Annotated in this window: 17 protein-coding genes; 12 read left to right on the forward strand and 5 right to left on the reverse strand. The window is 66.3% G+C overall.

What is annotated here, in order from left to right; all coding sequences use genetic code 11:
* Positions 1-51 precede the first annotated feature (51 nt).
* The 4 genes from C5O79_RS38030 to C5O79_RS05950 all read left to right on the forward strand — a co-directional run bounded on the left by C5O79_RS38030 (position 52) and on the right by C5O79_RS05950 (position 2,561).
* On the forward strand, positions 52-207 hold the full coding sequence (locus C5O79_RS38030; RefSeq protein ID WP_163009061.1) for a hypothetical protein: 156 nt from the start codon (positions 52-54) through the stop codon (positions 205-207).
* A gap of 214 nt (positions 208-421) precedes the next feature.
* Positions 422-1,435, forward strand: a complete 1,014-nt coding sequence (gene trpS / locus C5O79_RS05940; protein ID WP_122477658.1) for a tryptophan--tRNA ligase — start codon at positions 422-424, stop codon at positions 1,433-1,435.
* 347 nt (positions 1,436-1,782) lie between these two features.
* Complete coding sequence (locus C5O79_RS05945) at positions 1,783-2,211, forward strand: STM2901 family protein (RefSeq protein ID WP_039342407.1); 429 nt, start codon at positions 1,783-1,785, stop codon at positions 2,209-2,211.
* Positions 2,211-2,561, forward strand: coding sequence for a DUF1493 family protein (locus C5O79_RS05950; protein ID WP_039342404.1), 351 nt, complete (start codon positions 2,211-2,213; stop codon positions 2,559-2,561). The genes C5O79_RS05945 and C5O79_RS05950 overlap by 1 nt, the downstream gene beginning before the upstream one ends.
* Positions 2,562-2,583: 22 nt before the next feature.
* Here the strand turns inward: C5O79_RS05950 and C5O79_RS05955 are convergent, their stop codons facing one another.
* From C5O79_RS05955 to C5O79_RS05970, 4 genes are all read right to left on the reverse strand, one after another.
* Positions 2,584-2,997, reverse strand: a complete 414-nt coding sequence (locus C5O79_RS05955; RefSeq protein ID WP_071336189.1) for a VOC family protein — start codon at positions 2,995-2,997, stop codon at positions 2,584-2,586.
* Between the two features lie 93 nt (positions 2,998-3,090).
* Entirely contained in the window at positions 3,091-4,011 is a 921-nt protein-coding gene (locus C5O79_RS05960) for a bestrophin family ion channel (RefSeq protein WP_122477656.1), read from the reverse strand.
* Positions 4,012-4,187: 176 nt separating this feature from the next.
* Positions 4,188-5,195, reverse strand: a complete 1,008-nt coding sequence (cydB, locus tag C5O79_RS05965; RefSeq protein ID WP_122477654.1) for a cytochrome d ubiquinol oxidase subunit II — start codon at positions 5,193-5,195, stop codon at positions 4,188-4,190.
* Between the two features lie 3 nt (positions 5,196-5,198).
* Entirely contained in the window at positions 5,199-6,599 is a 1,401-nt protein-coding gene (locus tag C5O79_RS05970; RefSeq protein WP_122477652.1) for a cytochrome ubiquinol oxidase subunit I, read from the reverse strand.
* A gap of 428 nt (positions 6,600-7,027) precedes the next feature.
* Between C5O79_RS05970 and fdhD the strand changes: the two genes are divergently transcribed.
* The 5 genes from fdhD (at position 7,028) to C5O79_RS06005 (ending at position 11,381) form a co-directional block, all read left to right on the forward strand.
* A complete protein-coding gene (fdhD, locus tag C5O79_RS05980; protein WP_122477650.1) occupies positions 7,028-7,909 on the forward strand; it encodes a formate dehydrogenase accessory sulfurtransferase FdhD in 882 nt (293 codons plus the stop codon).
* Entirely contained in the window at positions 7,906-9,120 is a 1,215-nt protein-coding gene (glp, locus tag C5O79_RS05985; protein ID WP_122477648.1) for a gephyrin-like molybdotransferase Glp, read from the forward strand. The genes fdhD and glp overlap by 4 nt, the downstream gene beginning before the upstream one ends.
* 211 nt (positions 9,121-9,331) lie before the next feature.
* Positions 9,332-10,456: a GTP 3',8-cyclase MoaA gene (gene moaA, locus C5O79_RS05995; RefSeq protein ID WP_122477643.1), complete on the forward strand. Its 1,125-nt coding sequence runs from the start codon at positions 9,332-9,334 to the stop codon at positions 10,454-10,456.
* A 46-nt stretch (positions 10,457-10,502) separates the two neighbouring features.
* Complete coding sequence (locus C5O79_RS06000; RefSeq protein WP_046546752.1) at positions 10,503-11,072, forward strand: molybdenum cofactor biosynthesis protein MoaE; 570 nt, start codon at positions 10,503-10,505, stop codon at positions 11,070-11,072.
* A 51-nt stretch (positions 11,073-11,123) separates the two neighbouring features.
* Positions 11,124-11,381: a MoaD/ThiS family protein gene (locus tag C5O79_RS06005; RefSeq protein WP_046546751.1), complete on the forward strand. Its 258-nt coding sequence runs from the start codon at positions 11,124-11,126 to the stop codon at positions 11,379-11,381.
* Between the two features lie 162 nt (positions 11,382-11,543).
* On the opposite strand, the gene C5O79_RS06010 is transcribed toward C5O79_RS06005, so the two are convergent.
* Positions 11,544-12,968: a PLP-dependent aminotransferase family protein gene (locus C5O79_RS06010; protein WP_122477641.1), complete on the reverse strand. Its 1,425-nt coding sequence runs from the start codon at positions 12,966-12,968 to the stop codon at positions 11,544-11,546.
* Between the two features lie 687 nt (positions 12,969-13,655).
* On the opposite strand from C5O79_RS06010, the gene C5O79_RS06015 reads away from it, so the two are divergent.
* The 3 genes from C5O79_RS06015 to C5O79_RS06025 all read left to right on the forward strand — a co-directional run bounded on the left by C5O79_RS06015 (position 13,656) and on the right by C5O79_RS06025 (position 18,452).
* Positions 13,656-15,833: a DUF4132 domain-containing protein gene (locus tag C5O79_RS06015; protein ID WP_122477638.1), complete on the forward strand. Its 2,178-nt coding sequence runs from the start codon at positions 13,656-13,658 to the stop codon at positions 15,831-15,833.
* Between the two features lie 147 nt (positions 15,834-15,980).
* A complete protein-coding gene (locus tag C5O79_RS06020) occupies positions 15,981-17,804 on the forward strand; it encodes an AAA family ATPase (RefSeq protein WP_131931246.1) in 1,824 nt (607 codons plus the stop codon).
* Between the two features lie 3 nt (positions 17,805-17,807).
* Positions 17,808-18,452: a 4Fe-4S single cluster domain-containing protein gene (locus C5O79_RS06025; protein WP_122477633.1), complete on the forward strand. Its 645-nt coding sequence runs from the start codon at positions 17,808-17,810 to the stop codon at positions 18,450-18,452.

The raw sequence follows: 18,452 nt of genomic DNA on the forward strand, positions 1-18,452 counted from the left end.
CCGTTGCAGCAACCGTTGGAGCGGCGCTTTACGCGCCGGCAAGTCTGAAGCATGAAGAACTCGAAGCAGCTCCCCCGCCCTCCGCGCGAGAAAGACCGCACGCCGCTGGCACGCGCCGGCGCGCTGCTGCTGATGGCCGGCCTGCTGTACCTGCTGTGGCCGTCGGCCGAAACCGCGTACCTCGCGATGGAGTCGGTCATCCGCTGACGCGCACGCGCACGGTCTTCCGGCCACTACGCTATACTGCCGCGATGAAAACGAAACCCGCCTCGCCGAACGTGCATTGCTGGTGGCGCGCCTGACCCAGGCGGCCCGTTTCCTTTTGCATGTCCCAAACGTGATGCCGCCAGCGATGGCGGCATTTGCGTTTCTGCGCGGACACCATGGCTGGCGGCTTCGATAACCCGGAGCAACGACCAACATGACCCACCCGACCCGACCGACCATCCTCACCGGCGACCGCACGACCGGCCCGCTGCACCTCGGCCACTACATCGGCTCGCTGCGCGCCCGCGTGCAGATGCAGCACGAAGCGAAGCAGTTCCTGCTGCTCGCCGACACCCAGGCGCTGACCGACAACATGGGCCGCCGCCAGCGCGTCACCGAGAACGTGATCGAGGTCGCGCTCGACTATCTCGCGGTCGGCATCGATCCGGCGATCTCGACGATCGTCGTGCAGTCGCAGGTGCCCGAGCTCGCCGAGCTGTCGCAATACCTGCTGAACCTCGTCACGGTCGCGCGCCTCGAACGCAATCCGACCATCAAGGAAGAGATCCGCCTGCGTGGTTTCGAGCGTGACATCCCGGCCGGCTTCCTGACCTACCCGGTGAGCCAGGCGGCCGACATCACCGCGTTCAAGGCGACGCACGTGCCGGTCGGCGACGATCAACTGCCGATGATCGAGCAGACCAACGAACTCGTGCGACGCTTCAACGCGACCGTCGAGCAGCTGGTGCTGGTCGAATGCGAGGCCGTGCTGTCGGCGGTCACGCGGCTGCCGGGGATCGACGGCAAGGCGAAGATGAGCAAGTCGCTCGGCAACGCGATCACGCTCGGCGCGACGCCGGACGAGATCACGCAGGCCGTGAAGGACATGTACACGGACCCGAACCACCTGCGCGTGAGCGATCCCGGCCAGGTCGAGGGCAACGTCGTGTTCACGTTCCTGGATGCGTTCGAGCCCGACGTGCAGAAGGTCGACGAGTTGAAGGCGCACTACCGTCGCGGCGGGCTCGGCGACAGCGTCGTCAAGCGCGTGCTGAACGAGCGGCTGCAGGCGCTGATCGAGCCGATCCGCGCGCGCCGCCGAGAATTCGAGGCCGACAAGGCCGAAGTGATGGCGATCCTCAAGCGCGGCACGCTGCATGCGCGGGACGTGGCCGGCGCGACGCTCGCCGAGGTGAAGGGTGCGATGGGGTTGACGTATTTCGATTGAGTGACCTTCGCGGCGTGCATTGCACCTGTCACGCACTGCACGCTGGACCGGGCGTTGATATGGGACGTACCCGGCAACGATTCGAAAACCTTTCATCCCTGGCATCACATCGAAGATAAACATCGGCTGCGCGATGGTCCCGTGCCGCTCTTCCGCCACCACGCGACCGGAAACGGCGGTCGTGTGGTTTTCGCGTGAATCGCTCGTCAACGCCACCGCAGCCGCCGGCCTACCCCGACATTGCCCCGCAAAGAGCACTTCGCTAACGTAGCCCGCCATCAACCACGACGGCGAACGGGACGTACAACGCGTACGGCCTGCCTCGCCTGCATCCCGGCGGGCACCACGTGAATACCTATAGCTATCAAAACGAACCTGACCTGACTCCGATCGAGTTGTTCTTCCTGATTGCCGCAGACGAAATCTGCAAGCAGATCGGCATCGACGATGTCGAAGCCGTTGTTCTGATACTGTCCGGTCTTCCTATTCTTCCAACCCGAGCCAAACCATCCGGCACGACCCGAGGCACGTCGGTCGCATCAGTCATGTCGAGGTCGCTGTTTCGGTATGAATTCAAGCGCAAGGTATTGCCGACCGTCACGCTGAACAGCATCAAGAGATTGCGGATAATCCTGACGCATCGGCTGGCTGTGTTTGTCGGACGAACCCTACCGGGTGTCGGCTGGGTGATGCTTGGAACGGATGTCTTCCATATTGTCCGGAGCACCATTTACCGGTACAACCGGATTGTGAAACCAGAGGACAGGATTTTCTAATGGGCGACCGACACAACTGGGAAGCGCTGGAAGCGTTCGTTCGCAAGGAAGCCGCTATCCCGGACAAGCGCCGTATTACAGAGCAAACCTCCCTCTCGGACGACCTTGGGCAGACCGGAGACGACGCCGACATCTTCATGGAACGCTTTTTCGCCCGATTCGACGTCGATCGCGGAGACTACGACTTTGGGCGTTACTTCCTGATGGAGGGCGAGGGGCTGCTCTATCACGCGTTGCGAAAATACCTGCTCGGAAAGCCTCATACGTTCCGGCGACATGCATTGACCGTCGGCATGCTGAACAAAGCGATATCGCTCGGGACGTGGGACTCCGAAGCGATCGAAAACTGACGACCGCGGGGGCTCACCACCGTCACGCCCCCTCGCGCACCGCCCCCGCCGAATGACACACGGCCTCGACCCGGTTGCCGGCCGGATCGATCAGAAAGGCCGCGTAGTAGTCGCCGTGGTAATGCGGCCGCAATCCGGGGTCGCCGTCGGACTGGCCGCCCGTGGACAGGCCCGCCTCGAAAAACGCATGCACCTGCTCGCGCGATGCGGCCTTGAAACACCAGTGCCGCTTGCTCGTCCCGACTTCGGCGGGATCCAGATACACCGCTAGAAAAGTCGATTCCGGGTCATTCGCGCTGCAACGTTCGCCATAGCCGAGCGCACCGGCTCGGTCATAGACCTTCGCCGCGCCCAACGCAGCCATGACGGCATCGTAGAAGGGGCGTGCCAGATCGATATCCGGAACGCCGATCGACACGTGATCGAGCAATTGCATGGTGTGGGCTCCATTGAACGAGCCCGAGTCTACACAACCGTTCCCGATCCGACCGATCAACCTTACCGACGACTACACTACCGCCCCCGCCGCCTACGTGATCTGATACGTCGACGCCGGCACGAATTCCTCCGGCATCGGACGGTCGCCCAGTTCGAGCACCGACCGTTCGATCGTGCGCGTCATTGCATCGAGCGCCAGCGCATTCGGCGCGAGGCCGAACGGCTCGGCCACCTCGCTCGCGATCGCTTCGAGCGCGATCAGCGTGTACGAGATGAACACGCAGATCAGCGGCGTGAAGAACTCCGTCGAATCGACGAGACCGAACGGCAGCAGCACGCAATAGGCATACACGGTGCGATGCAGCAGCACGCTGTACGAGAACGGAATCGGCGTCGACAGGATGCGTTCGCAACCACCGACCGATTTGCCGACCTCGTCGAGCTGCGTCTCGAACATCCAGCAGGTCGCGTCGCTACCGGGCGCACGGCCCAGCGCGCGGACGATGCCGCCGCGCAGCTCGTCGAGGATCGCGACGGGCTTGAAGCATTTGCCGCCGAGCTCGGCCGTGCGCTGCGCACCGAGAATGCGCTGCAGGTCCGCGGTCGGATCGGTATGACGAAGCTGATGCTTGAGCGCATACGTGAGCGCGATCAGCAGGTCGGCCAGCCGGTTGCGCTCGGCGTCGTTCACGCTGTCGGGCAGGTAGCGATTGAACTGTGACGTCAGCGTGCGCGCCGCGATCAGCAGGTTGCCCCACAGATGCCGCGCCTCCTTGAAGCGCTCGAAGCTCGCGTTGTTGCGGAACCCGAGGAAGATCGCGAGCGCAAGCCCGAACAGCGTGAACGGCGCGGTGTTGAGGGGAATCTTCTCGCCGAAGATGCGCCCGTTCGTGAAGACCGCCAGCGTGCTGACGATCGCCATGAACACGAGCTGCGGAATGATCGATTGCAGCACGGAGCCGTTCCAGACGAACAGCATCCTGAGCCAGTTTTGTTGTGGTCGGACGATCATGGTGTTTTCTCGACTGCCAGGAGATGCATCGAACGGCGCGCCGGCGCCCGATGCGCAACGGCCCGCGCGTGGCGGGCCGCTGTCGGGTGCATGCCGGGCCGGGCAACGCGCTGCGCGTGATGATACGCCCGCGCCCGCCATGCCCGTCACATCATGCGGCGTTCAGCGATGGCCGCTCAGTGATAACCGATATCGCCCTCGCGCACCTTGCCGCGGAACACGCGGTACTGCATCGCGTTGTACACGAGGATGATCGGCAGCACGATCACGGTGCCGACGAGCGCGAACTTCTGGCTCGACGGGCTCGACGACGCGTCCCAGATCGACAGCGACGGCGGCACGATGTTCGGCCAGATGCTGATCACGAGCCCGGTGTAGCCGAGGAACACGAGCGCGAGCGTCAGCAGGAACGGGGTGGCCTCGTGCGCGCGCTTCACCGTGTGGAAGATGCCCCACACGCAGGCGACGACGAGGACCGGCACCGGCAGGAACCAGCCGAGGTTGCCGCTGCCGAACCAGCGATGCGCGACCGCCGGCAACCCGATCACGGTCCACAGGCTGACCACGCCCATCACGGCGAGCAGCACACCCGCGAGCGGCTTCATCAGGAGCCGCATCTTGCGCTGCAGCTCGCCGTCGACCTTCAGGATCAGCCAGCCGCAGCCGAGCGTCGCATACGTGACGAGCACGCCGATCCCGCACAGCAGGCTGAACGGCGACAGCCAGTCGAACGGCCCGCCCGCGAACTGGTTGTTCTCGATCTTGATGCCCTGCAGCAGCGAACCGAGCACGATCCCCTGGCAGAACGCGGCAAGCGCCGAGCCGCCGATGAACGCGAGATCCCACATGTGTTGCGTGCGCGTGGCCTTCGCGCGCAGCTCGAACGCCGCCCCGCGGAAGATCAGCCCGACCAGCATCAGCACCAGCGGCAGGTAGTTCGCCGGCAGCAGCGTCGAATACACGACCGGGAACGCACCGTAGAGCCCCGCACCGCCGAGCACCAGGAACGTCTCGTTGCCGTCCCACACCGGCGCGACGGTGTCGAGCATCACCTGGCGCTCGGCCTTCGCATCGAAGAACGGAAACAGCAGCCCGATGCCGAGATCGAAGCCGTCCAGCATCACGTAGATGAATACGCCGAGGCCGATGATCGCGGCCCACACGACAGGAAGATCGATTTGCATGGCTTACTCCGCTTCGGTGACGTTCAGCGGCGTGGACAGCGCGCTCTTGCGCAGCCCCGGGTGCCGGTGCAGCTCGATATACCCGGCCTGGGCAGCCGGCCCGCGCTTCATCAGTTTCATCATGTAATAGATACCCGTTCCGAACACCAGGAAATACACGACCACGAAGACCAGCAGCGACACGCCGACCTGCTGCGCGGTGAGCGGGGAGACCGAATCGACAGTGCGCAGCACGCCGTACACGGTCCAGGGCTGTCGCCCGACCTCGGTGGTGATCCAGCCGGCCAGCAGCGCGACGATGCCCGACGGCCCCATCGCCACCACGAACCACTGGAACCAGCGCGTTTCATACAGGCGCCCGCCCTTTCTCAGCAGCAGCCCCAGCAGCGCGGTGAGCAGCATCAGCATCCCGAGGCCCGCCATGATCCGGAACGTCCAGAACAGGATCGGCGAATATGGGCGGTCCTGCGGCGGGAATTCCTTCAGCCCGCGAATCTCGCCGTCCCAGCTGTGCGTGAGGATCAGGCTGCCGAGGTGCGGCACCTGGATCGCATAGCGCGTGGTTTCGGCCTGCATGTCGGGCAACCCGACGAGGTTCAGCGCGGTGCCGCCCTTCTCGGTTTCCCACAGCCCCTCGATCGCCGCGATCTTCGCCGGCTGGTATTGGCGCGTGTTCAGCCCGTGCGCATCGCCGACGACGATCTGGATCGGCGCGAGCACCAGCAGCATCCACAGCGCCATCGAGAAGCTGCGCTTCACCGGCTCGTCGCGACGCCCCTTCAGCAAGTGCCACGCGCCGCACGCGGCGACGATGAAGCCCGCGACGATGAACGCCGCGATCGTCATGTGCACGAGACGGTACGGGAACGACGGGTTGAAGACGATCTTGAACCAGTCGACCGGCACGACGAGGCCGTTCTCGATCTTGTAGCCCTGCGGCGTCTGCATGAAGCTGTTCGACGCGAGGATCCAGAACGTCGAGATCAGCGTGCCGACCGCGACCATCAGCGTCGCGAAGAAGTGCGCGCGGGGGCTGACGCGCTGCCAGCCGAACAGCATCACGCCGAGGAAGCCGGCTTCGAGGAAGAACGCCGTCAACACCTCATACGTGAGGAGCGGGCCCGTGATGTTGCCCGCGACGCGCGAGAAGCCGGCCCAGTTGGTGCCGAACTCGTACGCCATCACGACGCCGGAGACCACGCCCATCCCGAAGCCGATCGCGAAGATCTTCGACCAGAACTGGAACATGGATTTGTAGGCGGTATCGCCGGTGACGAGGTAGCGCCATTCCAGCACTGCCAGGAAGCTCGCCATACCGATGCTGATCGCGGGAAACACGATGTGGAACGACACCGTGAACGCGAATTGCAAGCGGGCGAGATGGAACGCATCGAAGATTTCCATGACCGTAATTTGCTCGTGGTTGTGAGGACGTACGCTCGAAGCAGGAAATCGCGCGACGGCTTGGCGACAACACATGCGAAGACAAACGGTCACTCGCATGGCATCGAAGCGTGAATGACGATATCGCGTTTGCAACGATACTCGCAATCGTTCGAACGTGCGTTGAAACTGTGCTGCTTACGCCGCCGAAGATGTGTGCACGGAAAACACATTTCGTGCCGGCGGGATGGTCAGCTGTACTGCTTTCCGCGTGGCGGCGCTGTGCATCCGGTGCGCCTGTCATCCCCCTTAACATCCCATGAAACGCCTGCCCGAAGCGACGGTGCGCCCTCTCGGCCGCGCCCGCCGGGCAGCATCCCGATTCCCCTGGTCCGGCGTACCCGCCCGACCCGGCCGGCCCGCCGGCCGATCCGCCTGGAGAACACCGCATGGAGTCCTGCATCCGCCGCGACGATCCGACCGGCAGCACCGCGTGTCAGGTGACGCGTCACCGTGCCGGCGAAGCGCGCGACACCGTCGATCGCGTCGTCGACGAAACGCCGGTTGCACTCGTGTTCAACGACATTGCGCACACGGTCATGATGGCCACCCCGATCGACCTCGACGTGTTCGGCCTCGGCTTCGCGCTGAGCGAAGGCATCGTCGAGCGCGCATCGAACGTTTTCGACATCGAAAGCGAATGCCGGGCCGGCAGCGCCGAAGTGCGGCTGACCGTGTCGCAGCAGGCATTCATGGCGATGAAGGCGCACCGGCGTGCGCTGGCCGGCCGCACCGGCTGCGGCGTATGCGGGATCGAAAGCATCGCGCAGCTCGACCTGCACCCGCCGCGCATCGCCGCCGCCGGCACGGCCGCCGGTATCGGCGCGGCAGCGATCGAACGTGCCGCGCGCGCGTTGCCGGCCCACCAGACGCTGATGCGCGAGACCGGCGGCATTCACGCGGCCGCGTGGTGCGACCGCGACGGCGCCGTGCTCGACGTGTTCGAGGACGTCGGCCGCCACAACGCGCTCGACAAGCTCATCGGCCGGCTCGCGCGGCGCCGCGCCAACCTGCACGACGGCTTCGTGTTCCTGTCGAGCCGCGCAAGCTACGAACTGGTGCGCAAGGCCGCGCGGGTCGGCATCCCGATGATCGCGACGATCTCGGCGCCGACCTCGCTCGCGATCGACGTCGCCCGCGAAGCCGGCGTGCGGCTGGTCGGCTTCTGCCGCAACGACGGCTTCGTCGAGTACGTGTCGCCCGACGCCGCGCCCCCGTCTCACTCCGATCAACCCGCGCTCGCTCAAGCGCATCCGGCGCTTTCCCGATGAAACCCCTGACCGATTTCGATACCGCGCAGCAGCATTTCGCCAGTGCGTTCGCGCCGCTCGGCGCCACCACGTCCATCCCGGTCGCGGAAGCCGCCGGCCACGTGCTGGCCGCGCCGCTCACTGCCGTGCTCGACCAGCCGCCGGCCGACCAGAGCGCGATGGACGGCTACGCCGTGCGTCACGCGGATCTCGCGCACGGCGAGCCGCTGCACGTCACGCAGCGCTGCTATGCGGGCGACACGCCGGCACCGCTGGCCCCGCGCACGGCCGCGCGCATCTTCACCGGCAGCGTGATTCCGCCCGGTGCGGACACCGTCGTGATGCAGGAGCACGCACGCGAGCAGGACGGCTGGGTCGCGTTCGACGCGCCGCAGCGCAGCGGCTCGCACATCCGCCGCCAGGGCGAGGAAGTGCGCGCCGGCGACCTGCTCGTGCCGGCCGGCGTGCGCATCGGCCCGATGCATGTCGGCGTGGCCGCCGCGCAGGGGTTGGCGCGCGTCGAAGTGCGCCCGGCGCTGCGCGTCGGCATCCTGACGACCGGCGACGAGCTCGTCGCGTGCGGGCAGCCGCGTGCGCCGCAACAGATTTACAACAGCAATGCGCCGATGCTCGCCGCGCTGGTCTCGGGAACCGGTGCCGAGGTCGTGATGAGCCTGCATGCGGCCGACACGGCGCCCGCCGTCGATCGTGCGCTGCGCGACCTGCACGCGGGCTGCGACCTGGTGATCTGCGTCGGCGGCGCGTCGGTGGGCGACAAGGATCTGCTGCGCCCCGCGCTGGACGCGCTCGGTGCGTCGTTCATCGTCGCCGGCGTGCGCATGAAACCGGGCAAGCCGGTGGCACTCGCCCGGCTCGACACGCAGCCGGTGGTGTTGCTGCCCGGCAATCCGGGGGCTGCGATGACCGCGTTCGCGCTGTTCGTCGCGCCGCTGATCCGCCGGCTGCAGGGGCGCAACACACGCATGCCGATCGTGCCGTCGCTGCCGATCGACGCCGACTTCGAACCGGATCCGCAGCGCGAGCGTTTCGTGCGCGTGCACTGCATCGTCGGCCTCGACGGCACGCCCGCGCTCGACACGCTGCGCCAGCAAGGCGCCGGCACGCTGCAGTCGCTCGTGCAGGCGAGCGGGCTGGCCCGGCTGCCGGCCGGGCAGCGCATCGCGTGCGGCGACGCGGTGCCGTATTACGAATTCGCGCACTGGCTCGCATGAGCGCGACACCGCTCACCCGCCCGATTCACGGCATTCGCCGCCGCGTCGGCCACGCCGGCCGCTCGGCGAACTGTATCCCTACGATTCGGGCGCGATTGTGTCCCTGCCGCGAAAACCCGGCGGACTATCCTCACGATGAGGCTCGTCACGCGCCGTGCGCCTGCCCGTCCGCACACGCACGGCCGACCGGCGACGCCCCATCGCTTACTTCTTGCAGGCAGACGAACCGATCGTGAATGCCATCGTTTCCGCCGCGCCGGCCGCTGGCGCACTGTCCGGCGGCGCATCGCCCGGCGCTTTCCCCCGCACGTCCGACACGCTCGGCCGCCCGCTGCGCGACCTGCGCCTGTCCGTGATCGATCAATGCAATTTCCGCTGCGGCTACTGCATGCCGCGCGAAAGCTTCGGCGCCGACTATGCGTTCATGCCGTCGTCCGAGCGGCTGTCGTTCGCGCAACTCGAAAAGATCGCCCGTGCGTTCACGTCGCTCGGCGTCGAAAAGATCCGCATCACCGGCGGCGAGCCGCTGCTGCGCCGCAACCTCGAAGCGCTGATCGAACGCCTCGCCGCGCTGACGACCGTCGACGGCAAGCCCGTCGAGATCGCGCTCACGACCAACGGCTCGCTGCTGGCCGCGAAGGCACGCACGCTGCGCGACGCGGGCCTGTCGCGCGTGACGGTCAGCCTCGATGCGCTCGACGACGCGGTGTTCCGCCGGATGAGCGACACCGACGTGCCCGTGTCGCGCGTGCTGGCCGGCATCGAGGCCGCGCAGGCGGCCGGGCTCGCGCCGGTCAAGGTCAACGCGGTGATCGAGCGCGGCGCGAACGACGACCAGATCCTGCCGCTCGTGCGGCACTTCCGGCATGCCGGTGTGGCCGTGCGCTTCATCGAGTACATGGACGTCGGCGGCGCGAGCTTCTGGTCCGGCGACAAGGTCGTGACGGCCGCGCGGATGCGCGAACTGATCGACGAACACTATCCGCTCGTGCTCGTCGGCGAACCGGGGCACGACGCGACCGCGATTCGTTGCGCGCACATCGACGGCGCGGGCGAAGTCGGCTTCATCGCGAGCGTGTCGCATCCGTTCTGCGGCACCTGCTCTCGCGCCCGCGTGTCGGCCGACGGGCAGCTCTACACGTGCCTGTTCGCGACGCAAGGCACGGACCTGCGGCCGTGGCTCGACGACGCAGCGGCGAGCGCCGACCTCGCCGCCGCCGTGCGCGATCGCTGGACGCACCGCGACGACCGCTATTCCGAGCGCCGGGCCGCACGGCCGGCCCGCGCGCCGGGCAAGACCTATCCGACCGTGCGCATGTCGCTGGTCGGCGGCTGAGGGGCCGCCGCGCGACCCCGCACGCACCGCCTACAGGAGAACCGTCATGACGAGCTTCACCGAATCCCGTGCCGGGCTGCCGGACGATCCGTTGCAAGCGGGCAGCCCCGCTCCCGACAACGCGCCCGACCCGCATCCCGAACCGCCACCGTCGATTGCCGCGGGCTTCGAAGTCCGCGTGCAGTACGCGCCGATCGATGCCGGCGCCGAGCTCGCACCGATCGTTCGCAATCCGAATGTCGGCGCGGTCGTGAATTTCCTCGGCGTCGTGCGCAACGAAGGCGACGTCGATGACGTGATCGCGCTCGAGGTCGAGCACTATCCGACGATGACCGAACAGGCGCTGTGGAGCATCGTCGAGGAAGCCAGCGCGCGCTGGCAGCTCGAAACGATCAGGATCGTGCATCGCGTCGGGCGCATCCCGCTCGGCCAGGCGGTCGTGCTGGTCGTGGTGGCCGCCGCGCATCGCGGGTCCGCGTTCGACGCGTGCGAATTCCTGATGGATTTCCTGAAGACCCACGCACCGTTCTGGAAGAAGGAGATCCGCCACGACGGCGTATCCGGCTGGGTCGAGGCGAAAGCGCACGACGACCAGGCGATGCGGCGCTGGGGCTGATTGCGTCGCGCCGTGTTTTCCGATTCCGCCGCTCCTTCGAAAGACTACGCAATGAAACTCACGATCAAATACTTTGCAAGCATTCGCGAGCAACTCGATCTCGACGAGGAAATCGTCGAGATCGATGCGCGCGAACTTACCGTCGACGCGCTGCGCGACACGCTGGCCGCACGCGACGCGCGCAGCGCGGACGCGCTGCGGATGGACCGGCCCGTGCGGGCCGCCGTGAATCTCGAGATGGTGACGGGGGGATTCGTCGTGCGGGAGGACAGCGAGGTGGCGTTTTTCCCGCCGGTGACGGGCGGGTGACATCGGTCAGGCGAACCTCGGGGGCGCTCGATTACGAGCGGCAGTGGTGACGGATGCCACCGGATACGTCTTCGGCGCGGCCATCGCTTCATACCATCGAAATGACGAAGCCGGCACCAGGCCGGCTTCATCGTTGAAGCACACGAGACCGCGCGCGCCCGCTCACCGCATGCACGCCGCCGCCAGCTTCCCGACCGTGATCACCGCCTGCTCGATCTCCGGCGACCACGGGCTGCTGTAGTTCAACCGGATGAAGTTCCGGTAGCTGTCCGTGATCGAGAACATGTAGCCGGGCCCGATCGTGATCCCCTGCTCCAGCGCGAGCTGGTACAGCCGCATCGCGTCGATCTGCGCAGGCAGCTCGATCCACAGCACGTAGCCGCCCGCCGGGCTCGAGATGCGCGTGCCTTCCGGAAAGAACCGCGACACCATCGCGCGCATCAGGTTCGCCTGCTGCGCGTACGCCTTGCGCAGGCGCCGCAGGTGATGCTCGTAGCCGTCGCGTTCGAGAAACTCCGCGATCGCGAGCTGCGGCAACGACGGCGTCGCGAGCGTGTTCAGGAATTTCAGCTTCTCGACCTGATCACGATAGCGGCCCGGGAGCGCCCAGCCGATCCGGTACGCGGCCGTCAGGCTCTTCGAGAACGACGAGCAGTGCAGCACGATCCCGCTGCGGTCATACGACTTCAGCGAACTCGGATGCGCATCGCCGAAATACAGTTCGTTGTACACGCCGTTCTCGATCAGCGGCATCCCGGTCTTCGTCGCGAACTCGACCAGCTCGCGCTTGCGCTCGTCCGGCATCTGGAAGCCGAGCGGGTTCTGGAAGTTCGGCATCACCATGCACGCGGCGATCGGCTGCGACTTCGCGATCGCGGCCAGCGCCGCGATGTCGATCCCGTATTCCGGATGCGTCGCCACCTCGATCGCCTTCATCCCCATCCGCTCGATCGCGTGCAGCATCGCGTAGAACGTCGGCGATTCCACCGCGATCGTGTCGCCCGGTTTCGCAACGGCCTGCAGGCACAGGTTGATCGCCTCGGTCGCGCCAACCGTCACGATGATCTCGTTCGGGTCCACCGACATTCCGTTTTCCAGATAGCGGCGTGCGATCTGGCGGATCAGCCGCGGATGGCCGGGCGGCAAGCCGTCCGTCACGCCCCACAGCGACTTGTCGCGGCCGGCCGCATACGCGTAGCGGTTCAGCTTCTCGAACGGAAACAGGCTCGGGTCCGGATACGGCGAGCCGAGCGGCACCGCGTCGTCGGTGCCGATCGAGCGCAGCGTCGACAGCACGAGCCGGCTCACGTCCACCGACGACGAGATTGCGATCGGCTTCGACGGGCGCAGCTCGCGCACTGGCGCATGGCTGTCGTCGCGTCGCAGGTTCACGAAATAGCCTGACTGCGGCCGGCTTTCGAGCAGCCCGCGGCTTTCCAGCAGCAGATATGCATGCAGCACGGTCGTGATGCTGATCCGGTGCTGCTGGCTCGCCTGCCGCACCGACGGAATCCGGTCGCCGTGCCGGTACACGCCCTGGCGGATCAGGCGCTCGATGTCGTCCGCGAGTTTTTCATAGAGTTTCATCGCGCGCCTCCCGCCGGGCGGCGCAGCCGGGCTGCCCTGCCGTTTGCGTCCGATACGCGCGTGTTGCGCCCGCCGACCGGGCCGTCGTGATTCCTGATCCTTCCCTCCGGTTTTGCCTTTTCCATCGCACTGGCTCTCTCTTGAAGATGCGCCGACAGGGTTCCGGTGCGACTGGATCTGCGGCACTGTGCACTTGATGATGGAATCTTAAGAGCAGAACAGTTGGCGACGAGTACACACATCGTTCGCGCGAACAAGAGTACAGTTCGGCGCGATTCGCGCATTGCGGGGGAACTGTATGTCTTATGAAATGGGCCGCGATGCCGGCAAATCACACGCGGCGACGCCGGACGGAGGTTCGTGACTTTACGGAACGGCGGGACAGCGGTGACGAGTGCACTCGGTGGCGGGACACGTTGCCGGGCAAATCGGGAACAAAAACTGTGCGATCACACGGTTTTTCATACAATTCCGCCTATCGCCCGCCAAAAACTCGTCGATCGCACGGTTTCTTCCTGAATTTCGCCGTCGGGACGGAACACAGCGACGCTCGGCGGCGAAATGCACCTGCTGCGCGCGATCCGCCATATCGTCATCCACGAGATGGTCGAGCGGCTGCGCCCGCGCTGACGCCAAACACCACACCCAAGACGATCCGATGCCGCCACGCGAGGGCCGCCGAACATCATGACCCAATCTGTCCAGCCGCCCATCGTCGACCCGCTCGTCGCTCGACTGACCGGCAGCGCCGACCACCCGCGCTTCACCGGCGCGCCGCTCGATCTGTCGACGCTCGACGCGCACGCGCTCGGCGCAGTGTGGCCGGCGCTGCGCCGCACCGAGGAACACGTCGCGCAGCACGACTACGCGTACGACGATCCGCGCGCCGAATTCGCGCGCTGGCTACGCACCCGGATCGACGCGCTCGAACTCGCGCCGCTCGTCGATGCCGAGGCCGCGCTCGAACTGTTCCGCGACATTCCGGCCGGCGCGTGGCGGCGCGCGTTACAGGAACTGTCGTGTCTCGACGCGCTGCCCGCGCCCGCGCTGCAGGCCGAACTCGCGCGCATCCTCGACGAACCGCAGAACGACGGTCTGCAACGACTCTCCGTGTACGGGGAATATGCGCTCCAGTCGTTCGCCGGCCGGCGCGACATCACGGCCTTGCGCGATGCGTATGCGCAGTCGAATACCGACTCCCCGTTTCGCGTGCGCGAGCTCGACGTGCTGCCCGAACTCGGGCCGGCGGCGCTGCTCGCGCTGGCCGCGACGAACGACGGTTATTTCGCGCCGAAGCGGCTGTGGTTCAATGCCGACGATCCGGCCGCCACGCTCGCGGAGGAGCCCGCTTACGTCGACTTCGCGCGCGATACGCTGACCGAAGCCGCGCGGCACGTCGCCGCGATTCACGCGGGTGAAGTCCCCTATCAGGCCGATCGCGCGTTCACGACCGACGACGCGCAGGTCGTCGCACGCGCGGCGCGCGTCGCGGCCTATCGCGACGCGCCGTGGCTCCCCCCGCTGATCGGGCCGCTGCTGACCGGCGTGTGCGTCGCGCCGACCGCCGCGAAAACCGCGCCGTCGCAATCGCTCGCGATCGCGCTCGGCCATGCGGTCGAGACGATCCCGACACCCGAGAGCGTGCGTGCGCTACGCGATGCGCTGGCCACCGTGCGTCACGCGGGCGTGCAGAAGAAGCTCGCGCGTAACCTGAAGCCGGCTGAACGCGCGCTCGGCGAGCGGCCGCACACCGCGCTGCGCATGACACTCGACGCGAAGCCCGACAAGAAGCAGCTCACGATGCTCGCCACCTGCATGGAAGCGGGTTTCTGGCAGTCGATGACGCTCGGCCATGCCGAATGGCGCGAGCGCCTCGTCGATGCGCCGGCCGGCGCCGCGTTCTCGACCCGCACGATCTGGCAGGCACGCGCGCGTGACGGCGCGACCGTCTCGTTCATGCCCGACGTCGCGAAGGGCAAGGTCGTGCTGCGCGACGCGGCCGGCGCGGTGTGCGAGCTCGACGCCGACAGCGAGATCCGGCTCTGGCATCCGCTGCTGGCCGATGCGGACGAGCGGCTCGCGTGGCAGCGCGCCATCGTCGGCCGAGCGATCCGGCAGCCCGTTCGGCAGGCGTTCCGCGAGTTCTACGTGCCGGCCGACGAAGACACCGCGAACAGTCATTCCGCGATGTTCGAAGGTCATGTCCTCGCGAGCCGCCCGCTGATCGGCGTCGCGCGCCGCGAAGGCTGGTCGATCCGCGCGTACGACGACGGCCTCGCGCGCGAGTTCGGCGACGTGCGCGCAACCTTCAGCGTCGCCGCGCGGCTCTTTCCCGGCACGGACGGCCAGGGCACGTCGGGCCGGCTGCACGTCGAACGCAGGCGCGAGCGGCGCTGGATGGCCGCGCCGATCGGCGAAATCGATCCCGTCGTGTTCTCGGAGGTGGCGCGTGCGGTCGACCTGCTCGTCAGCGTCGCCGCATTCGCGCTCGACGATGAAGCGACGCGCGCGGCCGACACGCTGGCGGATCCGGTGCGCCAGCGCGCCGCGCGGAGCGAGCGCGAGCAGCGCCTGCACCGGTTGTCCGACCTGCCGCTCGGCGCGATGGCGCGGCATCGCAAGCAGGTGCTCGCGCTCGTGTTCGCGGAACCGATCGCGCAAGGCCGGGTGACGCTCGACGAGCGCCATGTGCGCGTCGGCGCGTGGTCGGTGCATTGTGCGACCGGGCGTGTGATGCGCGACGGCGAACCCGTCGAACCCGCGATCGAGCCGCCGCCGTCGCCGCTGCGCGCGGTGCCTTGGCTGCCTTACGACGAAGCGCTGTTGCAGCGGATCGTCGATGTGGTCGCGGGGCTGCTGGACTAAACCGGAAATGAATGGCGCCGTCGAGATTCATTTCTCGACGCCTGTAAAACTATCGACTCGTTTCCGTTAGCCCTATTCATTCGGCATATATCGGTCGGGCGGCTATGATAACGTTTTGCTTTCGCTTTCTTTGCGCGCCATCACGACATGCCTGCCTACGTCAAACCCAGATGGTTAAGGGATCTGCTGCGTTTCCTCCCGTTGAAAAGCCAGTTCGTGCTATCGGGAAACGTCCGCGATTTACAGGCCTGTGAAGTTGCCCCCGAAGTGGTGACGGCGCAGTCGCTGGTGAATACGCTCGGCGACAATCTCCGCGAGGCGGGTTATGCGCAACTCGTCGTCTGGAATCCGATTTCAGGCTTCACGGTGCCCGACAGCCGGGTGTCGCCCACGGAGCCGGCAGATGAAACCCTGCGACGTCTCGGCCTGACACCGGTCGATGGCACGTCACCGGGCGGCATCGATGCACTCACCGCATGCGTTGAACGCCTGGTCCCGCTGCCCGGCCCGCCGATTGCCCTCGTCGTCGATTTTGCTTCTCGACTGGCGATTCGTGCCGAAACGCTGACTCCGGCCGAACACACGCTGTTCACACGCGCCCTGGTGCTGGCGCATATGGCGGCCCCCCGCCCTGCGGGAGAACTGCGCCGTCCGTTTTTCAATGCCGTGATCTGGATCGTCGACAAGGAAGGCGATCTGCCGGACTGGTTGCTGATCGACAATCCGCGCATCCGGCATATTCCCGTGTCGAAACCCGACAGTGGCGCCCGCCGGGCGTTGGCCGGCGCATTACTGCGCGGCGTACCCGGTGCCCAGGCCGCTGCACCGGATCATCTTGCCGAGGCGGCATCGGCCTTCGTCGACGGATCCGAGGGATTGCTGCTCGCCGACATGAATGCGATCGCCACGCTCGCCCGCGTCGAGCAGGTGCCCCTCGACAAAATTGCCGACGCCGTGCGGCGCTATAAAGTGGGTGTCACCGAGGATCCGTGGCAGCAAATCGACCGCGACAAGATCCGTCATGCGGACGCGTTCATTCGCCGGCGTGTCAAAGGGCAAGCGCACGCAGTCACGCACATGCTCGACCTCGTCAAGCGCGCCATGACGGGGGTGGGCACTCAGCGGAAAGGCAACCGGCCGCGCGGCGTCGCCTTCCTCGCCGGCCCCACCGGCGTCGGGAAAACCGAACTCGCCAAGACGATCACGAGCCTGCTGTTCGGTGACGAGAGTGCCTACATCCGCTTCGACATGTCGGAATTCAGCGCGGAACACGCCGACCAGCGGCTCATCGGCGCGCCGCCCGGCTACGTCGGCTACGACGTCGGCGGAGAATTGACGAATGCGATTCGCGAACGCCCGTTCAGCGTGGTGCTCTTCGACGAAATCGAAAAAGCGCATCCGCGCATTCTCGACAAGTTTCTGCAAATCCTCGATGACGGCGTGCTGACGTCAGGGCGCGGCGACCGCGTGTACTTTTCCGAAGCGTTGATCGTTTTCACGTCGAATCTCGGCATTTACCGCCAGGACGAATCGGGGCAGCGCGTAGCGAATATCCAGCCAGGCAACGACTTTGCGGAAATCCAGAAGAAGGTGCTCGGGGAAATCCAGCAGCATTTCAAACTGGTCCTGAACCGGCCCGAGATCCTGAACCGCATCGGCGAAAACATCATCGTCTTCGACTTCATCCGCGAGGATGTCGCGACGGAGATCTTCGAGCAGATGGTTCGTGCCGTGCTGGACGACGTCGGCTCCCAGGGTATCGCCGTCGACCTGGACGACAATTCCAGGATCGCGCTGCAGGCGCATTGCCTTGGCGACCTATCCAACGGCGGCCGCGGCATCCGCAACCAGATCGAAGCGCATTTGCTCAACCCGCTTGCACGCGGCCTGTTCGATCAGGATGCCGCCGCCGGCGACCGCTTTGTCATCTCGGGCATCGACTCGGGTGCGTTCCTGTTGCAGAAGCGGTAGGCCATGAATATCCGCGTTTCGCGCCTGCACTTTCCGGTGACGACGCTCGGGCCCGGGCAGCGGATCGGCATCTGGTTTCAAGGTTGCACGATCCGATGCCCGGGCTGCATTTCGATGGATACCTGGGCACACGCCGGGGGCGAAACCACCGTCGATGCCCTATTGGCGCAAGTCCGCACCTGGCTGCCCGACGCCACCGGCATCACGATCTCGGGCGGTGAGCCGTTCGATCAGCCCGAGGCACTGATTGCGCTCCTGCATGGCCTGCGGCAACTGCCGGCTGGCGACATCCTCGTCTACAGCGGCCACCCGATTGAATCCCTGGCCGATACACTGGTACGCACCGACGGCCTGATCGATGCGCTGATCTCCGATCCGTTCGACATCGATGCGCCGCAGACACGCGCGCTGCGCGGCAGCGACAATCAGCGACTGCATTGCCTGACGGCACTCGGCCACGCGCGTTTTGCGCAGTACGAACGCGCGCCACGGCACACGGGCAAGGCTCTGGATGTCATGTTCGACGAGGACGGTAGCGTCTGGTTCGCGGGGATACCGGGCCGGGACGATTTTGAACGATTGAGAGACCTATTGACCGATCAGGGGCATCACGTCCGGATCAGCGCCGACAAGGCGAGAAACAGATAA

The organism is Burkholderia sp. SRS-25 (assembly GCF_004343765.1).
Lineage (GTDB): Bacteria > Pseudomonadota > Gammaproteobacteria > Burkholderiales > Burkholderiaceae > Burkholderia > Burkholderia contaminans.